At 35.1% G+C, this 21,175-nt stretch carries 18 protein-coding genes and 3 pseudogenes; 12 read left to right on the forward strand and 9 right to left on the reverse strand.

From position 1 onward, the window contains the following. Positions 1–12: 12 nt before the first annotated feature. On the reverse strand, positions 13–1,491 hold the full coding sequence (locus F6K54_RS43020; RefSeq protein ID WP_366558175.1) for a protein kinase: 1,479 nt from the start codon (positions 1,489–1,491) through the stop codon (positions 13–15). A gap of 306 nt (positions 1,492–1,797) precedes the next feature. On the opposite strand from F6K54_RS43020, the pseudogene F6K54_RS19590 reads away from it, so the two are divergent. The 3 genes and pseudogenes from F6K54_RS19590 to F6K54_RS19600 form a co-directional block, all read left to right on the forward strand. Then, positions 1,798–2,214, forward strand: a pseudogene (locus F6K54_RS19590) (Uma2 family endonuclease); the annotation flags it as partial. A gap of 350 nt (positions 2,215–2,564) precedes the next feature. Next, positions 2,565–2,807 carry a hypothetical protein gene (locus F6K54_RS43810; protein WP_375341982.1) on the forward strand — a complete coding sequence of 81 codons (243 nt, stop codon included), beginning with the start codon at positions 2,565–2,567 and terminating at the stop codon, positions 2,805–2,807. A 135-nt stretch (positions 2,808–2,942) separates the two neighbouring features. After that, positions 2,943–3,692 carry a Uma2 family endonuclease gene (locus F6K54_RS19600; RefSeq protein WP_293080734.1) on the forward strand — a complete coding sequence of 250 codons (750 nt, stop codon included), beginning with the start codon at positions 2,943–2,945 and terminating at the stop codon, positions 3,690–3,692. 323 nt (positions 3,693–4,015) lie between these two features. Here the strand turns inward: F6K54_RS19600 and F6K54_RS19605 are convergent, their stop codons facing one another. Beyond that, complete coding sequence (locus F6K54_RS19605; protein ID WP_293080737.1) at positions 4,016–4,327, reverse strand: Uma2 family endonuclease; 312 nt, start codon at positions 4,325–4,327, stop codon at positions 4,016–4,018. 596 nt (positions 4,328–4,923) lie between these two features. Here F6K54_RS19605 and F6K54_RS19610 point away from each other — a divergent pair. Continuing rightward, on the forward strand, positions 4,924–7,707 hold the full coding sequence (locus tag F6K54_RS19610) for a Calx-beta domain-containing protein (protein ID WP_293080740.1): 2,784 nt from the start codon (positions 4,924–4,926) through the stop codon (positions 7,705–7,707). 343 nt (positions 7,708–8,050) lie between these two features. On the opposite strand, the gene F6K54_RS19615 is transcribed toward F6K54_RS19610, so the two are convergent. The 5 genes and pseudogenes from F6K54_RS19615 to F6K54_RS19635 all read right to left on the reverse strand — a co-directional run bounded on the left by F6K54_RS19615 (position 8,051) and on the right by F6K54_RS19635 (position 10,557). Continuing rightward, on the reverse strand, positions 8,051–8,260 hold the full coding sequence (locus F6K54_RS19615) for a hypothetical protein (protein WP_293080743.1): 210 nt from the start codon (positions 8,258–8,260) through the stop codon (positions 8,051–8,053). Positions 8,261–8,473: 213 nt separating this feature from the next. Further along, positions 8,474–8,830 carry a XisI protein gene (locus tag F6K54_RS19620; protein WP_293080745.1) on the reverse strand — a complete coding sequence of 119 codons (357 nt, stop codon included), beginning with the start codon at positions 8,828–8,830 and terminating at the stop codon, positions 8,474–8,476. Beyond that, positions 8,818–9,153, reverse strand: a pseudogene (locus F6K54_RS19625) (element excision factor XisH family protein); the annotation flags it as partial. The pseudogene F6K54_RS19625 and the gene F6K54_RS19620, both read right to left, overlap by 13 nt. 165 nt (positions 9,154–9,318) lie before the next feature. Beyond that, positions 9,319–9,486 (reverse strand): hypothetical protein, encoded by a 168-nt coding sequence (locus tag F6K54_RS19630; RefSeq protein ID WP_293080748.1) that lies wholly within the window; start codon positions 9,484–9,486, stop codon positions 9,319–9,321. A gap of 183 nt (positions 9,487–9,669) precedes the next feature. Continuing rightward, positions 9,670–10,557, reverse strand: coding sequence for a PPC domain-containing protein (locus tag F6K54_RS19635; RefSeq protein ID WP_293080751.1), 888 nt, complete (start codon positions 10,555–10,557; stop codon positions 9,670–9,672). 117 nt (positions 10,558–10,674) lie between these two features. On the opposite strand from F6K54_RS19635, the gene F6K54_RS19640 reads away from it, so the two are divergent. The 6 genes and pseudogenes from F6K54_RS19640 (at position 10,675) to F6K54_RS19665 (ending at position 16,276) form a co-directional block, all read left to right on the forward strand. Next, positions 10,675–12,375: a flavin monoamine oxidase family protein gene (locus tag F6K54_RS19640; RefSeq protein WP_293080754.1), complete on the forward strand. Its 1,701-nt coding sequence runs from the start codon at positions 10,675–10,677 to the stop codon at positions 12,373–12,375. Positions 12,376–12,532: 157 nt separating this feature from the next. Continuing rightward, positions 12,533–13,225: pseudogene (locus F6K54_RS19645) on the forward strand (RNA-guided endonuclease InsQ/TnpB family protein); the annotation flags it as partial. Next, positions 13,168–13,461, forward strand: coding sequence for a transposase (locus tag F6K54_RS19650; RefSeq protein WP_293080780.1), 294 nt, complete (start codon positions 13,168–13,170; stop codon positions 13,459–13,461). The pseudogene F6K54_RS19645 and the gene F6K54_RS19650, both read left to right, overlap by 58 nt. Positions 13,462–13,479: 18 nt before the next feature. Next, positions 13,480–13,725, forward strand: coding sequence for a zinc ribbon domain-containing protein (locus F6K54_RS19655; RefSeq protein WP_293080756.1), 246 nt, complete (start codon positions 13,480–13,482; stop codon positions 13,723–13,725). Positions 13,726–13,900: 175 nt separating this feature from the next. Next, the gene (locus tag F6K54_RS19660; protein WP_293080759.1) at positions 13,901–15,583 is read left to right on the forward strand and encodes an NAD(P)/FAD-dependent oxidoreductase; all 1,683 of its coding nucleotides are present in this window, start codon (positions 13,901–13,903) and stop codon (positions 15,581–15,583) included. 201 nt (positions 15,584–15,784) lie between these two features. After that, positions 15,785–16,276: an FxLYD domain-containing protein gene (locus F6K54_RS19665; protein WP_293080762.1), complete on the forward strand. Its 492-nt coding sequence runs from the start codon at positions 15,785–15,787 to the stop codon at positions 16,274–16,276. Positions 16,277–16,558: 282 nt separating this feature from the next. On the opposite strand, the gene F6K54_RS19670 is transcribed toward F6K54_RS19665, so the two are convergent. Both F6K54_RS19670 and F6K54_RS19675 read right to left on the reverse strand, forming a co-directional pair. After that, positions 16,559–17,119, reverse strand: coding sequence for a hypothetical protein (locus F6K54_RS19670; protein WP_293080765.1), 561 nt, complete (start codon positions 17,117–17,119; stop codon positions 16,559–16,561). A 163-nt stretch (positions 17,120–17,282) separates the two neighbouring features. After that, positions 17,283–17,462 carry a hypothetical protein gene (locus F6K54_RS19675; RefSeq protein WP_293080768.1) on the reverse strand — a complete coding sequence of 60 codons (180 nt, stop codon included), beginning with the start codon at positions 17,460–17,462 and terminating at the stop codon, positions 17,283–17,285. 273 nt (positions 17,463–17,735) lie between these two features. Here F6K54_RS19675 and F6K54_RS19680 point away from each other — a divergent pair, with 273 nt between their 5' ends. Together F6K54_RS19680 and F6K54_RS19685 are read left to right on the forward strand one after the other, a co-directional pair. Further along, complete coding sequence (locus F6K54_RS19680; protein ID WP_293080771.1) at positions 17,736–19,160, forward strand: NADP-dependent isocitrate dehydrogenase; 1,425 nt, start codon at positions 17,736–17,738, stop codon at positions 19,158–19,160. A 1,196-nt stretch (positions 19,161–20,356) separates the two neighbouring features. Further along, positions 20,357–21,175, forward strand: an 819-nt coding sequence (locus F6K54_RS19685) for a HEAT repeat domain-containing protein (protein WP_293080774.1), incomplete at its 3' end; no start/stop codon positions are given.

A 21,175-nucleotide genomic window follows, 5' to 3' on the forward strand; every position in this document is an offset into this window, starting at 1 on the left:
GTAGTGGAAGCTTTAGCAAATTCCACGGAAGTAGAAGAAAAACAAGAATATCGTATTATGCTGCCCAATGGAGAAATACGTTGGATTTTGACCCGTGCTCTTCCTATCAAAAATCAGGCAGGGAAAGGCGAAATACCTTCCATTAGCACGAGCAAATGATATGGGATTTCCATTTAAGTCTGTGACGATAATTCCCATTATTTTTTTTCCAAAAGTTGCTTTTCTTGGTGAACTTTCAAGTCGCGTAAAATAAAACCATTTTAGTATAGGAGTGAATAATATCAAGGTTAAAGCCCTTATACCAAAAAATGATAAATCTTCAAACATTCTATAACCTAAGTCTTTTAAAATTAACCAAGTAATACCGAAAATTCCTGTGGTTATACTGAAAGGTACATAACTTATCAACCATTCAAAAGTAAAATATATTGAAGAGTCATATACGATGATTGTACCTAATAATCCAGTTACAATTATCAGAATAATATTATCCAAAACCCAAGCAAAAAAACGCCTAAAAAATCCTGCATATTCAGGAGCATAAGAAACTACTGTTGATTGTTGTTGTTTCTGATTAGGTTTAGGCACACCAGAACTCTTTTTTTTCTCATTTATATTGTTTAAATATTTAAAAATATCTTGTGTTTTTTGAGGTCTATGCCCTGGAAAAGGCTTCATTAAATAATCTATAAAATCACCCAAATCATTTGATACCTCAACACTATTTCTCCAAATTAAATCCCCCGTGTTAGAGTCTTCAGAAAAATTATTAGGATGCTTACCTGTTAATAAATAAACAAAAGTTCTCCCCAAAGCAAAAAAATCAGATTGCTGCACAGCTTTTCCATTCACTTGTTCCAATGGTGTATAACCAGGAGAAATAACTCCTGTTACTTGTTTCCCTGCTAATTGTTGTAGATAACTTTGAGTAACTTCTCTAGCTGTACCAAAATCAATTAATACTAACTGACCATTTTCTCTAATCATAATATTCGACGGCTTAATATCTCTATGAAAATATTCCTGTTGATGAACTTCATGCAAAATTTCTATCAACTGTTTCAACCATCTAAATGCTGCTTTTTGAGAAATAGGTTCAAAGTTGCGTTGCTGCATATATTTTTCTAAATCCATCCCCTCAATTTTTTCCATTATCAAACAATGCAAATATTCTTGATTATTTCTAGGTTGAAAAGTGAAATAACTGTCAGCTTCAACTCTAGGAATACCGGGATGATTTAAACTACTTAAAACTTCAGCTTCTTGTCGAAATAATTCAACTGCTTTCGGATGATTATTATGCAGAACTTTTAACACTTTGGGAGTACCACAATCTTCCACTTCAAATGTTTTACCAAAACCACCGCCACCGAGAGGCCGAATGACTCGATAAATGTCTTGTAGCAACAGTTGGGAACCACAACTTTTACAAAATAAAGGAGTGCCATTATTTTGAGGATTAGAACATTGAGGATTTATGCAATAACTCATAACAAGTTGTTCAACAATTAATAATTAATAATTACCTCTCCTTTAAAAGAAGAGGATTGACGAGACAGGAAAATTTTTCTTTATTATCCCCTTAAAAGGGGGAGGCTTTAAACCATAATTTTTTGGTAAACGGTGCATTATAGAGAAGTCAGAAGCAATCTATGACTGAGCTTTCAATGTCCAGATGTTGCACGAAAAACATTGAGCAATGTCTGCTTTTTAGTTATCTTAGCCTAATAATTATATAATATAATAGTTAGGAAAAAAGGGAAATGCAACCAAGCACCTTAATTATCAAATAAAATAATGATAATATCAGAAAGTCAAAAAATCACAGCTAATCCACCTATAGCTGAAAAAGACGAAATCGAAATATTTTACCCTACTGAAGACGGAGAACCTTTGGCTGAAACCTACGACCATTTATATGCTATTCTGACAACCCTAGAAGTAATTAAACAATATTTAAAAGGTCGGCAAGCAACAGTATTAAGCGACCAATTTTTGTTTTATTCTCAGAAGTTTCCAAGTTTGCGAGTAGCTCCTGATGTGATGGTAATTTTTGATGTGAAACCAGGAGGAAGAGATAACTATAAAATATGGCAAGAAGGTCAAACTCCGGTAGTAATTTTTGAAATGACTTCTCCGGGAACAAAAGGAGTAGACCAAGATTTTAAAAAAGGATTATACGAACAATTAGGAGTGAAAGAATATTGGTTATTTGTAAGCATTCAGCTATTAGCATTCAGCTATCAGCTTTTTAAAGAGTCAAGCAAAGACTAAGGTTAGCTGACAGAAATATTTCATTCATAACTTTTAATTCTCCTTGACGACTAATTCCTTCTTCCAAGATAATGAGTTAATAATTCATAGCTGATAGCTGATAGCTGACGGCTGAATGCTTACGGTTATTTGACCCGAGAGGAGAATGGATAAAAGAGAAATTACAAGGGTATCGTCTGAGAAGAAAAGTTTATGAATTAATCACAGATGGTAGGAGCGAACCTTTAAAATTACGGTTAGAAGTAGAGGATAAATTAATCGGATTTTATCGAGAAGATACAGGAGAAAAATTGTTAATTCCTGATGAATTACGAGAAGCTTTGAATCAGGAAATTGGGGCACGGCAAGAAGCAGAAAAACGAGCTGAAGCAGAACGTCAAAGAGCTGAATTAGAACGTCAACGTGCTGAAGAAGCAGAAAAACAAGTTGAATTAGAAAGTCAACGATCTGAAGTAGAACGTCAACGAGCTGAAGAATTAGAATCTTTATTGTCTCGTTATCGCGATCGCTTTGGAGAATTACCTGAAAATTGACAGAAAAGAATTAGGTTAAGGGTTAACGGCCGTTAACCCCTACAAATGATGTATAATTTCGTCATTCTATACGGACGTTTCATGCAACATCCCTACCACTGTTAACAAACATTTATTACTCTTGTATATAAAACTATGACATCAGAAAATCAAACAACTTCAGACAATCAACCTGTAATCGAAAAACCAGAAAATCAAACAACTCCAGAGACTCAACCTGTAACTGAAAAAAAAGAAGTATTTTATCCTAATGAGGATGAAAAAACTGTAGGTGAAAGTTACGATCATTTATACGCTGTTGCAACTATTTTTGAAACTTTGAAAGAATATTTAAAAGGTCAAAAAGCCAATGTATTCAGCAGACAATTTTTATATTTTTCCAATGGTTATCCTAAGTTACGAACTGTTCCCGATGTGATGGTAGTTTTTGATATTGAACCAGGGGGAAGAGATAGTTATCTTCTTTTTGAAGAACTTAAAATTCCGGCGGTTATTTTTGAAGTGACAACTGAAAATACCCGCAGAGATGATGAGGGTTTTAAAAAAGTATTTTATGAACAATTAAAAGTACAGGAATGTTGGTTATTTGACCCCAAAGGTGAATGGATAGAAGAAAAATTGCAAGGGTATCGTCTGGGAGAAACAAATTATAAATTAATTACAGATGGTCGGAGCGAACCTTTAGGATTACGTTTAGAAGTTGAGGATAAATTGATAAGATTTTATCGGGAAGATACGGGAGAAAAATTGGTAATTTCTGATGAATTACGAGAAGCTTTAAGTCAGGAAGTTTTGGCAAAGTACGAAGCAGAAAAACGAGCCAAAGAATTGGAATCTTTATTGTCTCGTTATCGCGATCGCTTTGGAGAATTACCTGAAAATTAATAAAGGAGAATTAAGCTAAGGAAAATTATTTAGCTTAATTATTTTTTAATACCAATTTGAAAAAAGAATCTTACAAATAGTTTCAAACTTTAGAGGTCGAATAATTTGCTGAAATTACTGAAGCATCAAAGTGTTGAGCTATAAAATCTTACTTTTGACTTTTGAATGCATGACTTTTGAATTCCGTGATTTGACTGATACTATTTCATCTTTTTTTGCAACTCTAAAATAGTATCATTTTTAGAACGTAATTCTACTACAAAATCGGGGCATAAAGGCGCAAAATTTTCCTGTTATTCCCTAGTTAAACTATCCCATCTTTCCTATTTTGCCCAGGCAGCATCAGGAGAGCGATCGCTACCATTAGGCAGATGAAAACCACTAGAAGAATTAAAAGCTACTCCTAACTTTGTGCGACGGTTCCATAACCATAATAGAGCTTCAATCCCTAAATTTTGTCTGCCAGTATCACTTCCTGTCGGTGCCATAATAATTAATTCCCCTGTAGCTGTTCTTTCTAGTTGTAAATCTCGGTTAACCAGTGCTAACTTCAGAAATTGTTCGTGAGTAATTTTCAGGTTAATTTCTTTGGGAATATTAACTGCTATTGTCTTAATTAAATTAGTTATTGCCATAATTTTTTACCTATCAGATATTATGCTGCACCGTAATACACCGTTGAACAGTTAATTTTTCTATTTTACCAAAATCGAAAAAATATTGCTATTATTTCATCAATGTTTGCTACGAATCTCATATTCTCTTCTGGGTAACTAAAGTCTTTATTCCTTCTTTCCGAAGAATTAAGGTAAAAATCCTCTCCTTTAAAGGAGAAATAAGAAAAATTTTTCTTTTATTCAATCCTCTTCCTTTTAGGGAGACGTAATTATCAATTATCCATTATCAATTGTCAATTATTGAATTCCTCCTTCTTTCTGATAACTGAAATGGCATTGATACTTTTGGAAATAACAACCAGAAACTCTGGATTTAGATTCAGGATTAAATATAAAATTTTGAGTTTATGGTTGAAAAGGAGCGATGTAGCTATAATTTAGAATTGCCAGGGAATAGTTTTCAATGTTTAATAGTCCAAATTCAAGCCTTACCAAAATCATCAGTATAAATTTTTCTAAAATAAATTAAAATTATTTCTGATAACACTGAGGACTAAATGAATAATTAAGAGTATAAAGGAATAAATATATTTTTTTAAAGAGGCAAACCAATAATGTTAGGATCACTTTTTGCTGATAGCAACGACCGCGACTCAATATTGAATAATTTAGGGAATGAAAAAAATCTTCAATCTTCTCTGATTCCAGAAGAAAGCATCTTATCAACTGGCGAAAGAACTACAAACTTTGATAATTATGAATCAGATTTAGAAACTGCCTTTCCTATCCAGAAATATGAAACAGAGTTAGATGATTTTTTATTCACAGGACCAGAAATTATTACTACAGAACCAACACAGAACTCTGTTGCCTTGAGGTCTGCTAGTAAAACCACAAAAGATCCTCTAACAGGACTAGAAGAAGGAGAACAACTGGTTGGAACATCTATTAGTCAAGAACCTCCTTTACTATTTAATGAAGTTTCTCCAAAAGGAGGAGTAAAAATAAACTTTGAAAATTCACCTATAACTCGTCAGCGACAAGTTGAATTAGACTTTAATCTTCTAGATAACACAGATAAATCTGAAAAAACCATCAGACTAAACTTATTTTCAGATGTTACCCTAGACGTTCAACTTGATAAAGTAAAATCTTCACCAAATCAACAAGACTGGGTACGAACAGGTAAAGTAATAGGAGTCGAAAATAGTCAAGTTACTTTGATTAGCAGTAAAGATGAAAATAATATTTTAGGAGAAATTAGACTAGACTACTCAGACCCAGAAAAACCAGATGAATTTTATGAAATTCGTTCCTTAGACCAAGATGAATTTGTAGTCAATCAACTAGAAACTTCCTCCTTTTCTCATTGTCATATTTGTGGAGGTGGTCATCAAACATCAAACCATCAAGATAACCAATCAAATTTAGAAAATAGTCTTGGCAATGGCAGTTTTGATAGTGTTTTTGATAAAATTGTCCCTCAAAAAGTATCACTATTATCTAATAACCCAAAAATCAATGGTTTATTAGCTCAAACCCGTTGGGATACAACAGAAGAAAAAGTAATTACTTATAGCTTTCCCTCAAAGCAAGGAACTGATTCATACTATGGAACAGAAAATCCATTACCAGTAACTGACCCGATTAAAAAAAATGTCACAGAGATTTTTGATCTCTTTGAACAATATATAGATGTCACATTTCAAGAAGTAGCAGATACAGCAGATAACTACGGTCAAATACGCATAATGTTATCCGATGGACCATTAGCAGGTGGATCTCGTGGTTATGCATACCAACCACCAGGTACAACAGAAAATCCTATTGATGGAGATATACATTTATCATCTGTTTATCAACACGAATATGAGGATGTTCGTGGAAGTTATGGTTATATAACTATCGCCCATGAAATAGGTCATGCTTTAGGTTTAAAACATCCTGGTAATTATAGTTCTGGAGAACAGGGTCCTTTCTTGTCTTATGCTCAAGATAACAATACTAATACCATGATGACCTACGTTGGTTTGGGTGGTTTCAATCAATATTCCACGACACCAATGACTTATGATATTCAAAGTTTACAATATTTATATGGTAGAAATAACAACTTTAATTCCAGCAATACAACCTATTCATTTGATAGTGTTTATGGATTTTCTGATGGTAATCAGTATTTAGGCAGTCCTGACACCGAAACAAAACTAACGCTTTGGGATGGGGGTGGTTTTGATACTATCGATGTATCGAAACTTCCCGCTTTAGAATTAGAAGGTTTTACTTTTGATTACCGCATAGATTTAAGAACAGGTGGGTTAATTACTACTGCTGACGCTTACAATAAACATGAATATATTGCATTTCAGGACACCAGTGGCAAGAAATATAAGACTTCTACTTCTGGTACGGCGATCGCTTATAGTACAGTTATCGAAAATGTGATTAACTCTGCTGGAAATGATTTAATTTATGCTAATGGTGCTGCTAATAAGTTTGGCGGTTATGCACCAGGAGAATATACCGGAAATGATAAGATTGCCAAGACAAATCAAAAGGATATTTTAGACTTGTCAGAATATAGTAGCTCCCAGGTCAAAAGAAGTAAAAAGAATAACGATTTAATTCTCGATCTAGGTGAAGAAAATGGTTCAATTACTGTTTCTAATTATTATGCAGTTCAAGCAGGAAAGCGGATGAAGATTTTGTATGATCAACCAACTCAACCAGAAATTACTATCAATGATATTACTGTAAATGAGGGTAATAGTGGAGTACAGAGACCGAAGTTTACAATCAATCTCAGCGAACCTAGTGACGAGACAGTGAGAGTTAATTTGGTTACCGTAAATCGTGGAGCTAGAGCAGGTTCAGATTATCGACGTCGTAATCGCACTATTACTTTCAAACCAGGTGAAACCACAAAACAAATTGTTGTACCAGTTTTGGGAGATACTGTTGATGAATTGGATGAGAGATTTGTTGTCAAACTTAGGAAACCCCAAAATGCTACTATTGCCGATGGTAGAGGTGTCGCAACTATTAAAAATGATGATTTGACAGCTATTTCTATTAGTGATGCTACAGTCACTGAAGGTGATAATTTTAAAAGGACAGCTAAGTTTGAAGTAACTCTAGACCAAGAAAGTCGGAGGGAAGTAGAGGTAGATTATCAAACTAATGATAGTACAGCTATCAATGGGTCAGACTATAGATCGAGATCGGGTACGATAACATTTCAACCTGGTGAGACAAAAAAGGTTATTCAAGTACCTGTTCTTGGTGACACAAAAGTTGAAGAACAGGAATATTTTTGGGTACAATTAAGGAATGCTCAAAATGCAGAAATAGACCCAGATAATCGTTCGGGTTTAGGAACTATTAAAGATAATGATTAGGCGTCATTTCAGTTATCAGTTATCAGTTATCATATCATGTCCGGTTGAATAATTAGACAATGGTTGTCCGAAGGCAGGAGGCAGGAGGCAGCAGGCAGAAGGTTTTCTCAAGAGTGTCACCTTGATTTTATACACGCTCCGATGCTACCGGACATGATATCAGTTATCAGTACCTCTCTCTGCCTGTTTGCGCAGCATGACCTAGGAAAGTATTGGGATTGAAATATTGAACTTGATTTTCTCTTGGTCGATTAGATATGGCGAGGGGACCTCGCCATCTCTCGACCGCTTTTTCATCCCCTTCTCATAGTTTTGTGGAATGGGCATCTTGCCCGTTCCCCATCTACTGGCATTGATACATTCGGAAATAATAACCGGAAATTCTGGATTTAGATTCAGGATTAAATATACAATTTTGAGTTTCTGGTTGAAATGGTGCTGCAAAATTGACAACCCATAAATTTAATGGTTTTGGTAATTGAGCTAAAGTCCAGTAGGGTGCGTTTTGCTGCGCAACATGAAAAGCGGAACAAAGTGGAGCGTAACGCACCATTTTTGATGTTGCTGGTGCGTTACGCTATCGCGCTTCAGCACCCTACTGGACTCTAGTCAAACCTGACCCAAGGATGCCAAAACAACGAGCAGAGGCTTGGAAAAATTGAGCGGACAATCATCCCCAAAATAGCCCATAATTGCCAAATTATGCTTTAAAAAGGGAAATAATTTATTAATAATGACTAGCTATTTATTAGATACGAATTTTCTTCTAATTAACAGCAAAACCTGTTTCTTCTCGAATTTGAGGATCGTAAAATGCTAAAACAATTTTATCTTTAGTAATACCAGCATCTAAGAAATCCCTAGCAATACCTTCTTCTGTTCCATCTCGTTGAATCCAAATTTTATCATCCAAAATATCTACATGAATTAAACAACCATGGACTCTTTTTGTTGCTGAATATTGAGAATTTATTTTTTCCCTACCTACTATCATTAATAAATAACGATTCTGTTTAGTATCAAAAACTGTTTCAAATTTAATATTTTCATCAACATAAGGGATTTCTGTATAAGATAGAATAATTCTTTGGATAATATCACGGTATTCAGTTATAGTATCCATTCAATAATTTCCTCCAAATTAATATCAAGAATTAGTAATAATAATTGATAATATTCTATAATTATTTTACCTAAAGATTCTTCAAAAATATCGGTATAAATAAAACTAGGAATTGCTAAATAAAGCTTTCTATCTGGCTCTGTTATTCTGATAACAGAACGATATAACAAATATTGTCCTAATGCGTTTTCTAAAGCACTGACTTCAGAGATAGAAGCAAAAATTTTAATTTCTACAGCTATTTTTTGTTGATTTTTTTCTGCTATTAATAATTTCTCTGCTCCTAAATCTACATACATATCTTTGCTTCCCCATTTTAACCTAAGAGGGTTATTTCAGTTAGCCTCCTCCGGAGGAGCTACGCTAACAGTTAGCTTCCTATGGTCGGAACTTTCCTACGGAATGCTACGCAAACGTTAACAGTTATCAGTTATCAGTACCTCCGAGATATTTAAAAGAACGCAAAGATTTAGCATTCCAAGCAACTTTCATAAATCTTCATCCAAAGCTGCTAAAAAATCACCTACTTTCCCAAACTTAACCTTTCTTTTTTGATAATCCTGTCTAACTTCAGCAATTTCTTCTCCTAATTGTTTTCTTCTCTCTTGAGACAAACGGTTTTTCAGAATATCAAGGATAATTTCTCGATCTTGCAAAGAAAATTTTTCTACTATTTCTATTACTTATTGCTTGGAAATCAGAAGTTTGATAATTTTTACTCATAACTTAAAAGCTAATATTTTTAAACTTAATTATGACTTAGAATACCCGCTTTTAAGGGCGGGGATAAAGCTTTGAACGTGCAAAAAAACAATAGCTGATAGCTGACAGCTAAATGCTTACAAATTAGCTTCTAAAGACAAAGAATAATTTGTATTACCGCTAAACTCAGAAACTCGGACAAAGTAATTACCTTCTGCTAAGAAATCAATATCTATTATTTCATCAGCAGTACCAGCATTTCTTGACTCAGCAAAAACCTCTAAAGTTTCTGCCACTCCATTATTATTAATATCCTCAATTAACTCCACATCTGCATCCCCAACTAAACCAGTTAATACAACATCTAAACTACTAGGAGTATTCAAAATAAAACTATAAATATCAACCGGATTTCCATCTCCGACAAAATTACTAGCTTCTGCACTACCCAAAACACCAAAATCACCAGTAATATTTAACAAATTATCTCTAAAATCTGGAGGCGTACTCAAACGATTTTCTGGCAAACCAACTAAAATATAATGTTGAATTGCACTGGCAAATGTACCATTATTTAATAGCTCCACTACATCCTGATTTTGACCAATATAAAAATCTGTATCAAACAAAAAACTAGGGTCACGATTTTCAAATTGACCAAACCTAACATAATGTTCAAAAGGTGTTAATTCTGCTGATTCTAATGCTGTAGCTAATTCAGGATTAGAGGTATAAAAAGCAGTATTAAAGAAAGGACTAGGGTCACGGGATTCAAATTGACCAAACCTAATAAAATGTTCCACTGCCGTCAGACTACCTGCTTCAATAGCAGTAGCTACACCAGTATTAATTTCAAGATAAAAGCTAGTATCAAATAAAGCATTAGGGTCGCGATTTTCAAATTGACCAACATTCACAAAATGTTCCAATCCACTACTGAAATTACCCGCAGCAATTTCATCTACAACATCGGGGTTTTGAAATAAATAAAATCCTTCATCAAACAGAGTTTCAATAGTTAACATTTCTTAAAAAAAAATTGAGTTTACATTGCAACCTAAGCAATGTTATCTTACTACAATCATTGATTTATGTATGCTTTAAATTCAAAATTTATACTTAAAAATTAAGGGACATTAATTATGAGTAAATCTTCTTTAATGACAATGTTACGTCGCGCTTATGGTATTGCCAGAATGTCGAAAAAAACTGGCATTCCCAGTGATGAATTGTTAGGCATGGTAAGAGAAGCTCAAAGTAATAAATTTCGGACTACTCGCCGTCGCTTATTACAAGGTGGTTTAGGGTTTGCTGGAACAATAGCAGCTTCTAATTTCTTGAAGGGTGGACAACGAGCAATGGCTCAACAAACGCCAGTATTAATAGTAGGTGCTGGAATTGCGGGACTAACTGCAGCTTACCGTCTCACTGAGGCGGGGGTGCCAGTAAATGTAATTGAAGCCAGAAATAGATTAGGAGGTCGAGTTAGAAGTATCTCTAAAATAGCTGGAACGACTATTGATGCTGAGTTAGGAGCTGCTTATATTGACTCTGAACACGTTTGCATTCGTGACTTAGCAGCAGAGCTGGGATTGACAGAATTGGATCTGGTAGCTGGTGAGGAGGGATTAACGCCAGAAATCTACTTTGCTGACGGTAGAATTATTCCCATAGAAGAAATTATTAATGATTTTGCTCCTGTTGCCGAAAGAATAGATGAGACTCTGATAGCAATTGATAATTTTGAAGATTATACGACTTTTGATCAACCTACTGCAGATATAGATAATCTCTCAATTACTGAATATCTAGAAACTATTCCCACTAGCACTACTTTACGACAGATGCTGGAAGTAGCTTACAATGCTTTCTTTGGTTTGGATGCTAACGAACAGTCGAGTTTGAATCTAATATATGTTATTGGCACTGAACCCAATACATTTGAATTATATGGTTCTAGTGACGAACGTTATCGAATTATTGGTGGTAATAGTCAAATTATTAATGGTCTGGCTAATCTTTTACAAGGTTCCATTGAAACTAGCACAGTTCTAGAAGCAATAACAACTTTATCAGATGGTAGTTATAGAGTGAGTTTGAGGTCTGGAGAAAGAACTTTTGACCGTACTTATGAAAGAATTTTGTTAACTATACCTTTTCCGGTACTCAGTCAAGTTGAACTCAATGTCGATCTACCACCAGTCAAAAGATTTGCTATTGATAATTACGGTTTTGGTACCAATTCTAAGTTACATATAGCTTTTAATAGTCCAGTTTGGCGCACTCGGTTTGGTTCAAGTGGGGAAACTTATGTAGATTTAGAGTTTCAAAATACCCGAGAAGTTGCTCCAACAAGTCCAACTACAGAGGGTGTACTGGAATTTTTGGCTGGCGGAAATTTAGGGGTAGTTTTAGGTAGCGGGACTCCAGAAAACCACGCACAACGCTTTTTACCAGAGCTTGATTTGGTATATCCGGGAATAAGTAGCGATCGCATTGGTCGGGCAGTCCGGACTTACTGGCCAGGAGAATTATATACTCAGGGTTCATATACTTGTTATCGACCAGGGCAATATGTTCAATTTTTTGGTGTTGAAGGCGAGAGGGTAGGCAATTTATTTTTTGCTGGCGAACACACTTCCTTAGATTTTTCTGGTTACATGGAGGGTGCTTGTGAGAGTGGTGAAATAGCTGCGATGGAAATTTTAGAAGATTTGGGTTTAGCTCCTGCTGTTGAGGCGCTGAGGATTAAGCAGTCTTTACAACAAGATCGTCGTAGTGGCAAAAGACAAGGACCTAGAGCTAATGGTGTTCGCAAAAGGCGGCGTTTGCCACTAAAGTAATACCAATTCCCAAAAATAATGCTATACTTCCAATGCGACTTCAGTTATTAAGTAATAATTTAGACATTTACTGTGGTATACTAGATTTATGTCTAACTTAATTAACTATATATGAAACAGCAGAACTGCGCCCTTAGTGCCAACAAAAACAATAATCATGAAATCTTTTAAGACTAAGCTCAAACTTAACAATCAGCAAAAAACAATACTTGCTAAACACGCAGGAGTAGCTCGTCATGCTTATAACTGGGGATTAGCAACTTGCATAAAAGAGTACGAAGAAACTAAAAAACGCCCAAGCGCCATCACCCTGCATAAACGTTTAGTAGCCGAAGTAAAATCAATTAATCCTTGGTATTATGAGGTATCTAAATGTGCCCCACAGCAAGCATTAAGAGATTTAGAGAGGGCATTTAAAAACTTTCTAACTATTCCTGAACGTGGATTTCCAGTCTTTAAAAAAAAAGGCAGAAAAGACAGCTTTTACTTAGAAGGAAGTATTAAGATTTTACAAGGAAACTACATACAATTACCTAGAATAGGAATAGTAAAAACTTATGAAATCTTACCTTCAGTACAAGTAAAAAATGTCAGAATAGCCTCTTTCAGAGGAGCTTCGCTAACAAAAAAAGCAGATAGTTGGCACATCAGTTTTAAATATGATATTGAACCAGTTCCAACAGAAAAAATTGGAGAAACTATTGGTGTAGATATTGGCATAAATACTTTAGCAACCTGTTCTGATGGCAGTAAATTTGCTAACGTCAAAGCCTACAGGAAAGCAAAAAAAAGATTAGTTCGTCATCAACGTGCAGTCAGCAAAAAAGTTATTGGTTTCCTGCGGAATGTTACGCAAACCAAAAACAGACGCAAAGCAGTAAAAAAACTAGCCAAACTTCACAAAAAAGCGGATGCGACCCCGCGACGACGTCAGCTCGCTTGCGGAACGCGCACCAAGCAGTAGCTGATATTAGAGCAGATGCACTACATAAACTCACTTCATGGTTAGCTAAAAACCACAGCACCATAGTAATTGAAGATTTGAATGTAAGTGGAATGCTCAAGAATCGTAACCCACCCCTCTAGCTCCCCTCCCGGGAGGGGATGGGGGTGGGTGCTGATTGTGGATTTTATGAATTCAAGCGTCAACTTACATACAAATGTGAATGGTACAGCAGTGAATTAGTCATAGCTGATAGATATTATCCAAGTTCTCAAATATGTTCAAACTGTGGGCATCAACAGAAAATGCCGTTGCACTTGAGAAATTATGAGTGTAGTGAATGCAGTTTTGAAGCTGATAGAGATTTTAACGCTGCTGTCAACCTGAAAAACTATGTGAATCAGTAGCTTGAGTTCCAAGCGATTTTAAGCCTGTGGAGAGAATAATTTACAGACTGCGGTCAGTGGTTCTCACAGAAGCAGGAAGCTAGCTCCAAAACCTATGCGAACGTGTATGGGTAAGTTTGGGTAAGTTTAGTAGAACGGCGCATGATATAAGTCCTGTGATAATGAGACCTCAAAAATGACTAAATCTTCCGTAATGACAATACTAAGTCGCGCTCATACTATTGCCAGAATGTCAATACAAACTGGTATTCCTAGTGATGAATTATTAGGAATAGTAAAAGAAGCTAAAGCTAGGAAATTTCAGAATCCTTGCAGTTGCTTATTAAAAGGTGGTTTAGACTTAGCTCAAAAATTTAAAGTTTCCCTTTTGTCCAAGGGTGGAGAAAGGACAATGGCTCAAACAACTCCAGTATTAATAGTAGGAGCAGGAATTGCCGGATTAACTGCTGCTTATCGTCTAACTCAAGCGGGAGTTCCAGTAAATGTGATTGAAGCTAGTAACCGGGTAGGAGGTAGAATCCGAACTCGCCAAAAAGCATTAGGTACTCCATTTGCTGTTGAACTTGGTGGGGAATTTATCTACGCCGAACATATTTATCTGCGCAGTTTGATTGAGGAATTAGGATTGCATCTTGTAGATTTGCACGCAGTCGATGAAAATTTGGAAACACAAGAGACTTACTTTTTTGGAGGTCGCAAGGTTTCATTAGCAGAAATTACCACAGACTTTGCACCAATTGCAGAGCAGATTAACAGAGATTTTGAGGCGATCGCTAATTTTAAAGACTATACTACAAAAATTCCGGCAGCAGTAGAACTAGATAATATCTCAATTGCCGAATATTTAGACCAAATTCCTCAAACTACACCAGCAATTCGCGAGCTAGTCAAAGCTGCTTACGAAACTTACTACGGTCTAAATATGGAAGAGCAGTCTAGTCTCAATTTAATCTATATAATAGGTGCTCAACTAGGTAAATTTGGCATTATTGGTGTTACCGAGCAACTTTTTTATGTACAGGGAGGTAATGAACTGATACCCCAAAAGTTGGCAAATTTAATCTCTAATTCCATTGAGACGGGAACAATATTAGAAGCGATAAATTATCTTTCTGATGGTCGGTATCGAGTGGTATTAAGGTCGGAGAACAGTACTTTTGAGCGTACTTATGAGAGAATTTTGCTAACATTACCCTTAACTTTGTTACGACAAGTTCAGCTTAATGTAGATTTGCCACCTTTGAAAAAGTTATCTATAGATACTGCTAGCTATGGAACAAATTCTAAGTTAACTACTACTTATCAAGAGAAAATTTGGCGTACTCGCTACAACTCTACAGCTAATGTTTATTTAGATTTAGGGTTTCAAAGCACTTGGGAAACTGCTGAAAGTCGTTATCATCCAGGTATGGGTTTGATTACACAATTTGTTGGTGGTACTGAAGGTTTAGCAATAGGAGCTGGTAGTCCTGAAATTCATGCTCAAAAATTGAATTCCCAACTCGAACAGGTTTTTCCTGGTATTAGTAATATTTCCATGCCAGATCGGACAATCCGTAGTTATTGGCCAGAAGAAGTTTATGCTCGTGGTTCTTATTTATGTTACAAACCGGGGGAGTGGACAAAGTTTTATGGTGTAGAAAGGCAGCGAGTTGGTAATATATTTTTTGCTGGGGAGCATACATCTTTTCTAGAAAATCAAGGTTATATGGAAGGTGGTTGTCAGACTGGTGAAATAGCTGCTATGGAGATTTTACAAGATTTAGGTTTAAAAGGTATAGCGCTTTGCGCAGGCAACAGGCAACCCACCCCTCGCCCCTCCCCCTCCCAGGAGGGGAATAAAAAACCGATAATATAAGCTTTTAGCTATTGAACTGTTCTTATCATTTGTACATAAGCTAGCGCACATTGCTATAACAATTAAATGAATGGAAGTGCGGGCATCTTGCCCGCGATGGGTGTATCTCACCAAAGTGGAATCCGCTGTATCTTCGCTATTGCCTATTCCCTACTTTTACAAAAAGTCTATATCTTTATTCAAAAATGTCTAATAGTTACTATGAAATACTTCTATTTTACTATATTAATACCATTGTTACACGGGGGAGTTGATCGTCAATTATTACAGAGTCATAAGGTGAATATATTTGCTCAAAATTCTGAGTTTGATAACCCAATTTGTTATATGGAAACTACGGAGGGGAAAATTATTAATTTAGTTAATCTCTGTGGCGATCGAGAAGCTATTGATGAAGGTAAAAAAGTTAGCTGTAAATCAGAATCAGAGAAAGTTAAAGCTACAGAGATACCGATTAGTAATGTTAACTATGATGGTGATTTTTTAACTGGTAAAGTTGCTAATCAAAGCTGTAAAACTGTGAAACAAATTAAAGTAAATTATCAGGTATTAGATGATGCTGGTAATATCATTGATAATGGGTTTATTTATGCTGAACCTAGTACAGTTGAACCGGGGAAAGTAGCATCTTTTAAAGGTAATGTTTCCCCAGGAGCTAAAGTAGAAACAACTTTTATTGAATGGAGTGAGTAATGAAGTCATAAGTTAGAAGTTAAAATATGATACAGCACAGAAGAGTAGAAGAGTAGGGTGCGTTAATGAAATGTAACGCACCTCTAGTAGTGTCAAAAGGGATTGAATAAAATTATTTTTAAGAGAATCGAAATTAAGGAACATTAATAACAAGCGATCCCCTTGTTTTTTTTGATAACAAAAACAAATAAAAATAAAAATGTAAATAGGTTGTGGTGCGTTACGCTAGCGCTTTTCATGTCGGCTCTTAGCCGAAACACACCCTACTACTTAGGTGATTACTTATAGTTCATTGGCATAATTGTAAGCATCTTTTTGTAATCTAAATATCGACATTTGCTTTTCTATTAAAATTAGAACTTTTCTTGAGTCTTTAATTGTATCTTTTGCTAGTTTTGTTTCTGATTTTTCAAAAAATCCAATTATCTCTCTATGTGCAATTCTTCGTTTTAAAAAAAAAATTATTCTGTTTTCAAGTTCATTAAGTGTTTCTACATTTTTATTTTTTGTATATCTATGTTTCAGTCTACGATACTGAGGATCAAAATATTCAAGAAATAAGACAGGAAAGAATTTAATAGAAAGTAAAAATGCTTCTACAAATAGTTTCCAGTTTTTCAATTTAAACAATTTAAAGAGGTTGAAAAATAAGTATTGTCGTAACTCGTAAACAAAAACATCAATAACATCTTTTTTTAAATTTATAGAACTCCAAAAATTCACTTGGAAATGTTTACATGAAAACTCTTTGAGGGCATCTTTCAGATTTTCTCTTTCATTCATACAGCCAAGACAATAAATATACCCAAGATATGCCAAAAATAATCGTTCATTTTTTTCCATCTTCAGAGCATTTGTAAAACACTTGTATGCTTCATCTACAAAAAATTTCTTTCGCTCAAAATTTCCAGCTCTTTCACTATTTTGTAAGTGTTGAAGACCTGAATTTAACTCTGTGTTTATGGGTGCATCTCAATGCGTGAATAAAGCCAAAAATTTATCGCTTTTAGGGAACAGGGAACAGGGAATATATAGGAAAAAAGTATTTTTGCTTGCTATGAGATGCACCCGTGTTTATCAATTTTTCTATTTTGACATTTGAAGATTCTATGAAACCAGTTATTTCTGCTATTTTTAGAGCTGAATTAAAACCTTGAGTTAATAATAAAATACTAAAATCAACCATAATAACCTGATTTAATAAACAGTTTTTTAGGGATAGATTTTTTGAGATATATTATCTTCGTAAAAATTCTGCTACTTATGCTACTGTTATCCATCAAAAACCTACCAAAATAATTAAACTCTTTCTTACCTTCTTCCTTCTTGCCTCTTCCCTCTTCCTTCTTAACTTCAACTTAAATTATAAAAAAATCATAGATATATTTCAAAATATATCATTATACATTATACATTGATAATTTGGACACAAAGGAATGTATTGTAGCCTAAATTATCTATGTACGAAAAAATAACTCCCCCAACCACAGGATCTAAAGTCACTTTCAGCAACGGCCAACCTAATGTTCCAGATGACCCCATTATCCCATTTATTCGGGGCGATGGTACTGGGGTAGATTTATGGCCAGCATCTCAAAAAGTCTTTGACGTGGCGATCGCCACTGCCTATGGAGATAAACGCAAAATCAATTGGTTTAAGGTTTACGCTGGTGACGAAGCTTGTGAAAAATATGGCACTTTCCAATATTTGCCGGAAGATACTCTCAATGCTATTAAAGAATATGGTATTGCCATTAAGGGTCCTTTGACAACTCCCATCGGTGGGGGTATTCGCTCCCTAAATGTGGCATTGCGTCAAATTAACGATTTATATGCTTGTGTTCGTCCTTGTAGATATTACACGGGTACCCCTTCTCCACACAAAAGTCCGGAAAAATTAGATGTCATTATTTATCGGGAAAATACTGAAGATATTTATCTAGGAATAGAATGGCGCGAGGGTACTGATATTGCTAGTAAGTTAATTGACATTTTAAACAAAGACTTAATTCCTGGTACTCCCGAACATGGCAAAAAGCAAATTCGCCTCGACTCAGGTATTGGTATTAAACCTATTAGTAAAACTGGTTCGCAACGGTTAGTCAAACGTGCCATCCAAAATGCTTTACGTTTACCCAAGTCAAAACAAATGGTAACTTTGGTGCATAAGGGTAATATTATGAAGTACACCGAGGGGGCATTTCGTGACTGGGGTTATGAATTAGCAACTACTGAATTTCGGACTGAATGTGTAACGGAAAGAGAATCTTGGATTCTTTCTAATAAGGAAGAAAATCCTAATATTAGTAGTGAAGAAAATGCTCGAAAAATTGACCCTGGTTATGATGCTTTAACACCAGAAAAAAAAGCTGAAATTTGCCAAGAAGTTGAGGATGTATTAGGAGCTATTTGGGATAGTCATGGGGATAGAAAATGGCAAGATAAAATTATGGTAAATGACCGTATTGCTGATAGTATTTTCCAACAAATTCAAACTAGACCAGGGGAGTATTCTATACTGGCAACTATGAATTTGAATGGGGATTATTTATCTGATGCTGCTGCTGCTATTGTTGGTGGTTTAGGTATGGGGCCTGGTGCTAATATTGGTGATGAATGTGCTATTTTTGAGGCTACCCATGGCACTGCACCAAAACACGCAGGTTTAGATAGAGTTAATCCTGGTTCTTTGATTCTTTCTGGGGTAATGATGTTGGAATATATGGGTTGGCAAGAAGCTGCCGATCTGATTAAAAAAGGTCTTGAGCTTGCTATTTCTAATGGTGAAGTAACTTATGATTTGGCAAGATTAATGGAACCACCTGTGGCAGCTTTGAAATGTTCTGAGTTTGCTGATGCAATTATCAAACATTTTCAAGATTAGATCGGTGTTCAACAATGAATAATGAATAATGAATAATGAATAATGAATAATGAATAATGAATAATGAATAATTAATTATTCATTATTACCTCTCCCTGAAAAGAAGAGAATTGATTAAAAGGAAAATTTTTTTCTTTTTTCTTCTTTAAAGGAGAGGCTTTAAAACTTAATTATTTGCTAAATGATACCAAATTGATAAATGTTTGCTACAAATAGCTAGTGCCGCTACGCGGAAGTTAAAAGTCAAAAGTTAAAAGTCAAAAGTATTGATTTGCAATTGTTTTAGGATTTTGTAACTGGTCAGTTATTTCCGCCATCCTGCACTAGGATATTTCTTAGGAGTCAGGAGTCAGGAATCGTATGAGAATGGTTTTAATGACAGTTTTTAGGTCTAAATTTATTTTTTTAGTCCATGAGGCATCTTCTATAAAGTATTTTAATTGCTCTTATTATTCGTAACATTCTTTTTTCAAATTGGTATGATAGGAAAAAAGATAATTCATCTAGCACTATTAACTTTTGACTTAATACCTGATATAGCAGAAGGAAGAAGGAAGTTTGTAGCAAAAATTTTAGTATTTCATATAAGCTTTTGATATATCCGCGCCCTTTCTTTCGATTAGACATAGGTGTGAGAATTAAAAATCAAATCAGTTCTTATCTATAAATTATCAATTATAGCCCTGTGCGCAGGCAACAGCTCATCTGGCAATAGGGGGAATAAATTGCCGATAATATAAGATTTTAGCTATTTAGCCCCTCCTGCAATTTGTAAATATACCAGCGCTCATTGCTATATTTTTTCCTGTTCCCTGTTCCCTTTTTATCTATAAAATTATCAATTATACCAATTCCCATGCATTAGTGCTATGCTTTGGCAATACTTCAGTTGTCAACTAATCAGCACAAGCTAAATCACTTTGCATGCTAATTTTAGCTAAGTTAATGTTAATTATTCTTATGTTTACTTCCCCTCCTGGGAGGGGCTAGGGGTGGGTTCCCTCCCTGTACGGACGCCCTTATGCAACGTCCCTACCCACTCCCCTACTTTTCTACTCAACAAAATGTAGAAAAAGTTTTGAGAATAGTATTATTTATCCCTGTTCCTTGTTCCCTGTTCCCTGTTCCCTATTCCCTCTTTTCTGAAGATGTCTATTGCTATATCTTAAGCTTAATATTTAAAAAATTATTCAGTTATGTCAAATATTCTCGAACAAGCAAAAACAGCTAGCCAAGAAAAAAATTGGTCTTTAGTTAATCAGTATTTACAGCAATTTTTATTAGCATCTCAAAAAACTCGTGTTGATTTGTTAGAAAATGCCGATTTAGATATAGCGATAGACCTAGCAATAACAGTTCTGCAAAATGGGGATTTTCAAGAAAGATGGGATATTTATAAACTATTTAAACAGATTGGTAAACCAGCGATCGCTCCATTAATTGAAATGGTTCAAGATGAGGATTTAGACCTAGAAAAACGTTGGTTTGTAGCTCGGATATTGGCAGATTTTAACAGTGAGGAAGTTCGAGAAGCTCTGAAAAATGTAATTATTAGTTCAGAGGCGGAAGATTTACAAGAAATAGCAGCAGATACTTTGGCAGTTTTAGGAGATTCAGCAGTTGATATTTTAACAGATTTATTGGCAAAGCCGGATTCACGATTATTAGCAACAAAAGCTTTGGCTAAAATTAATTCTCCTAGTACCATAACACCATTATTAACTGTAGTAAAAGACAGCAATTATGAAGTTAGAAAAAATGCCATTACTGCCTTGAGTAATTATTATGATTCTAGGTTGCCTTTGGTTTTAATTTCGGCCTTAAAAGATACAGTAGCTCAAGTCAGAAAAGAAGCAGTAATAGGGTTGAGTGCTTATGCTAAATTAGACGAAGAATTAGGTGTGGTGAAGTTGCTACAACCTTTACTGTGGGATATTAATTTTGAAGTTTGTCAACAAGTGGCGATCGCTATGGGCAAAATCGGTACAAATACAGCGGCAACGGCTTTATTTGAA

Origin of the sequence: Okeania sp. SIO3B5, assembly GCF_010692555.1 — a bacterium.
Lineage (GTDB): Bacteria > Cyanobacteriota > Cyanobacteriia > Cyanobacteriales > Microcoleaceae > Okeania.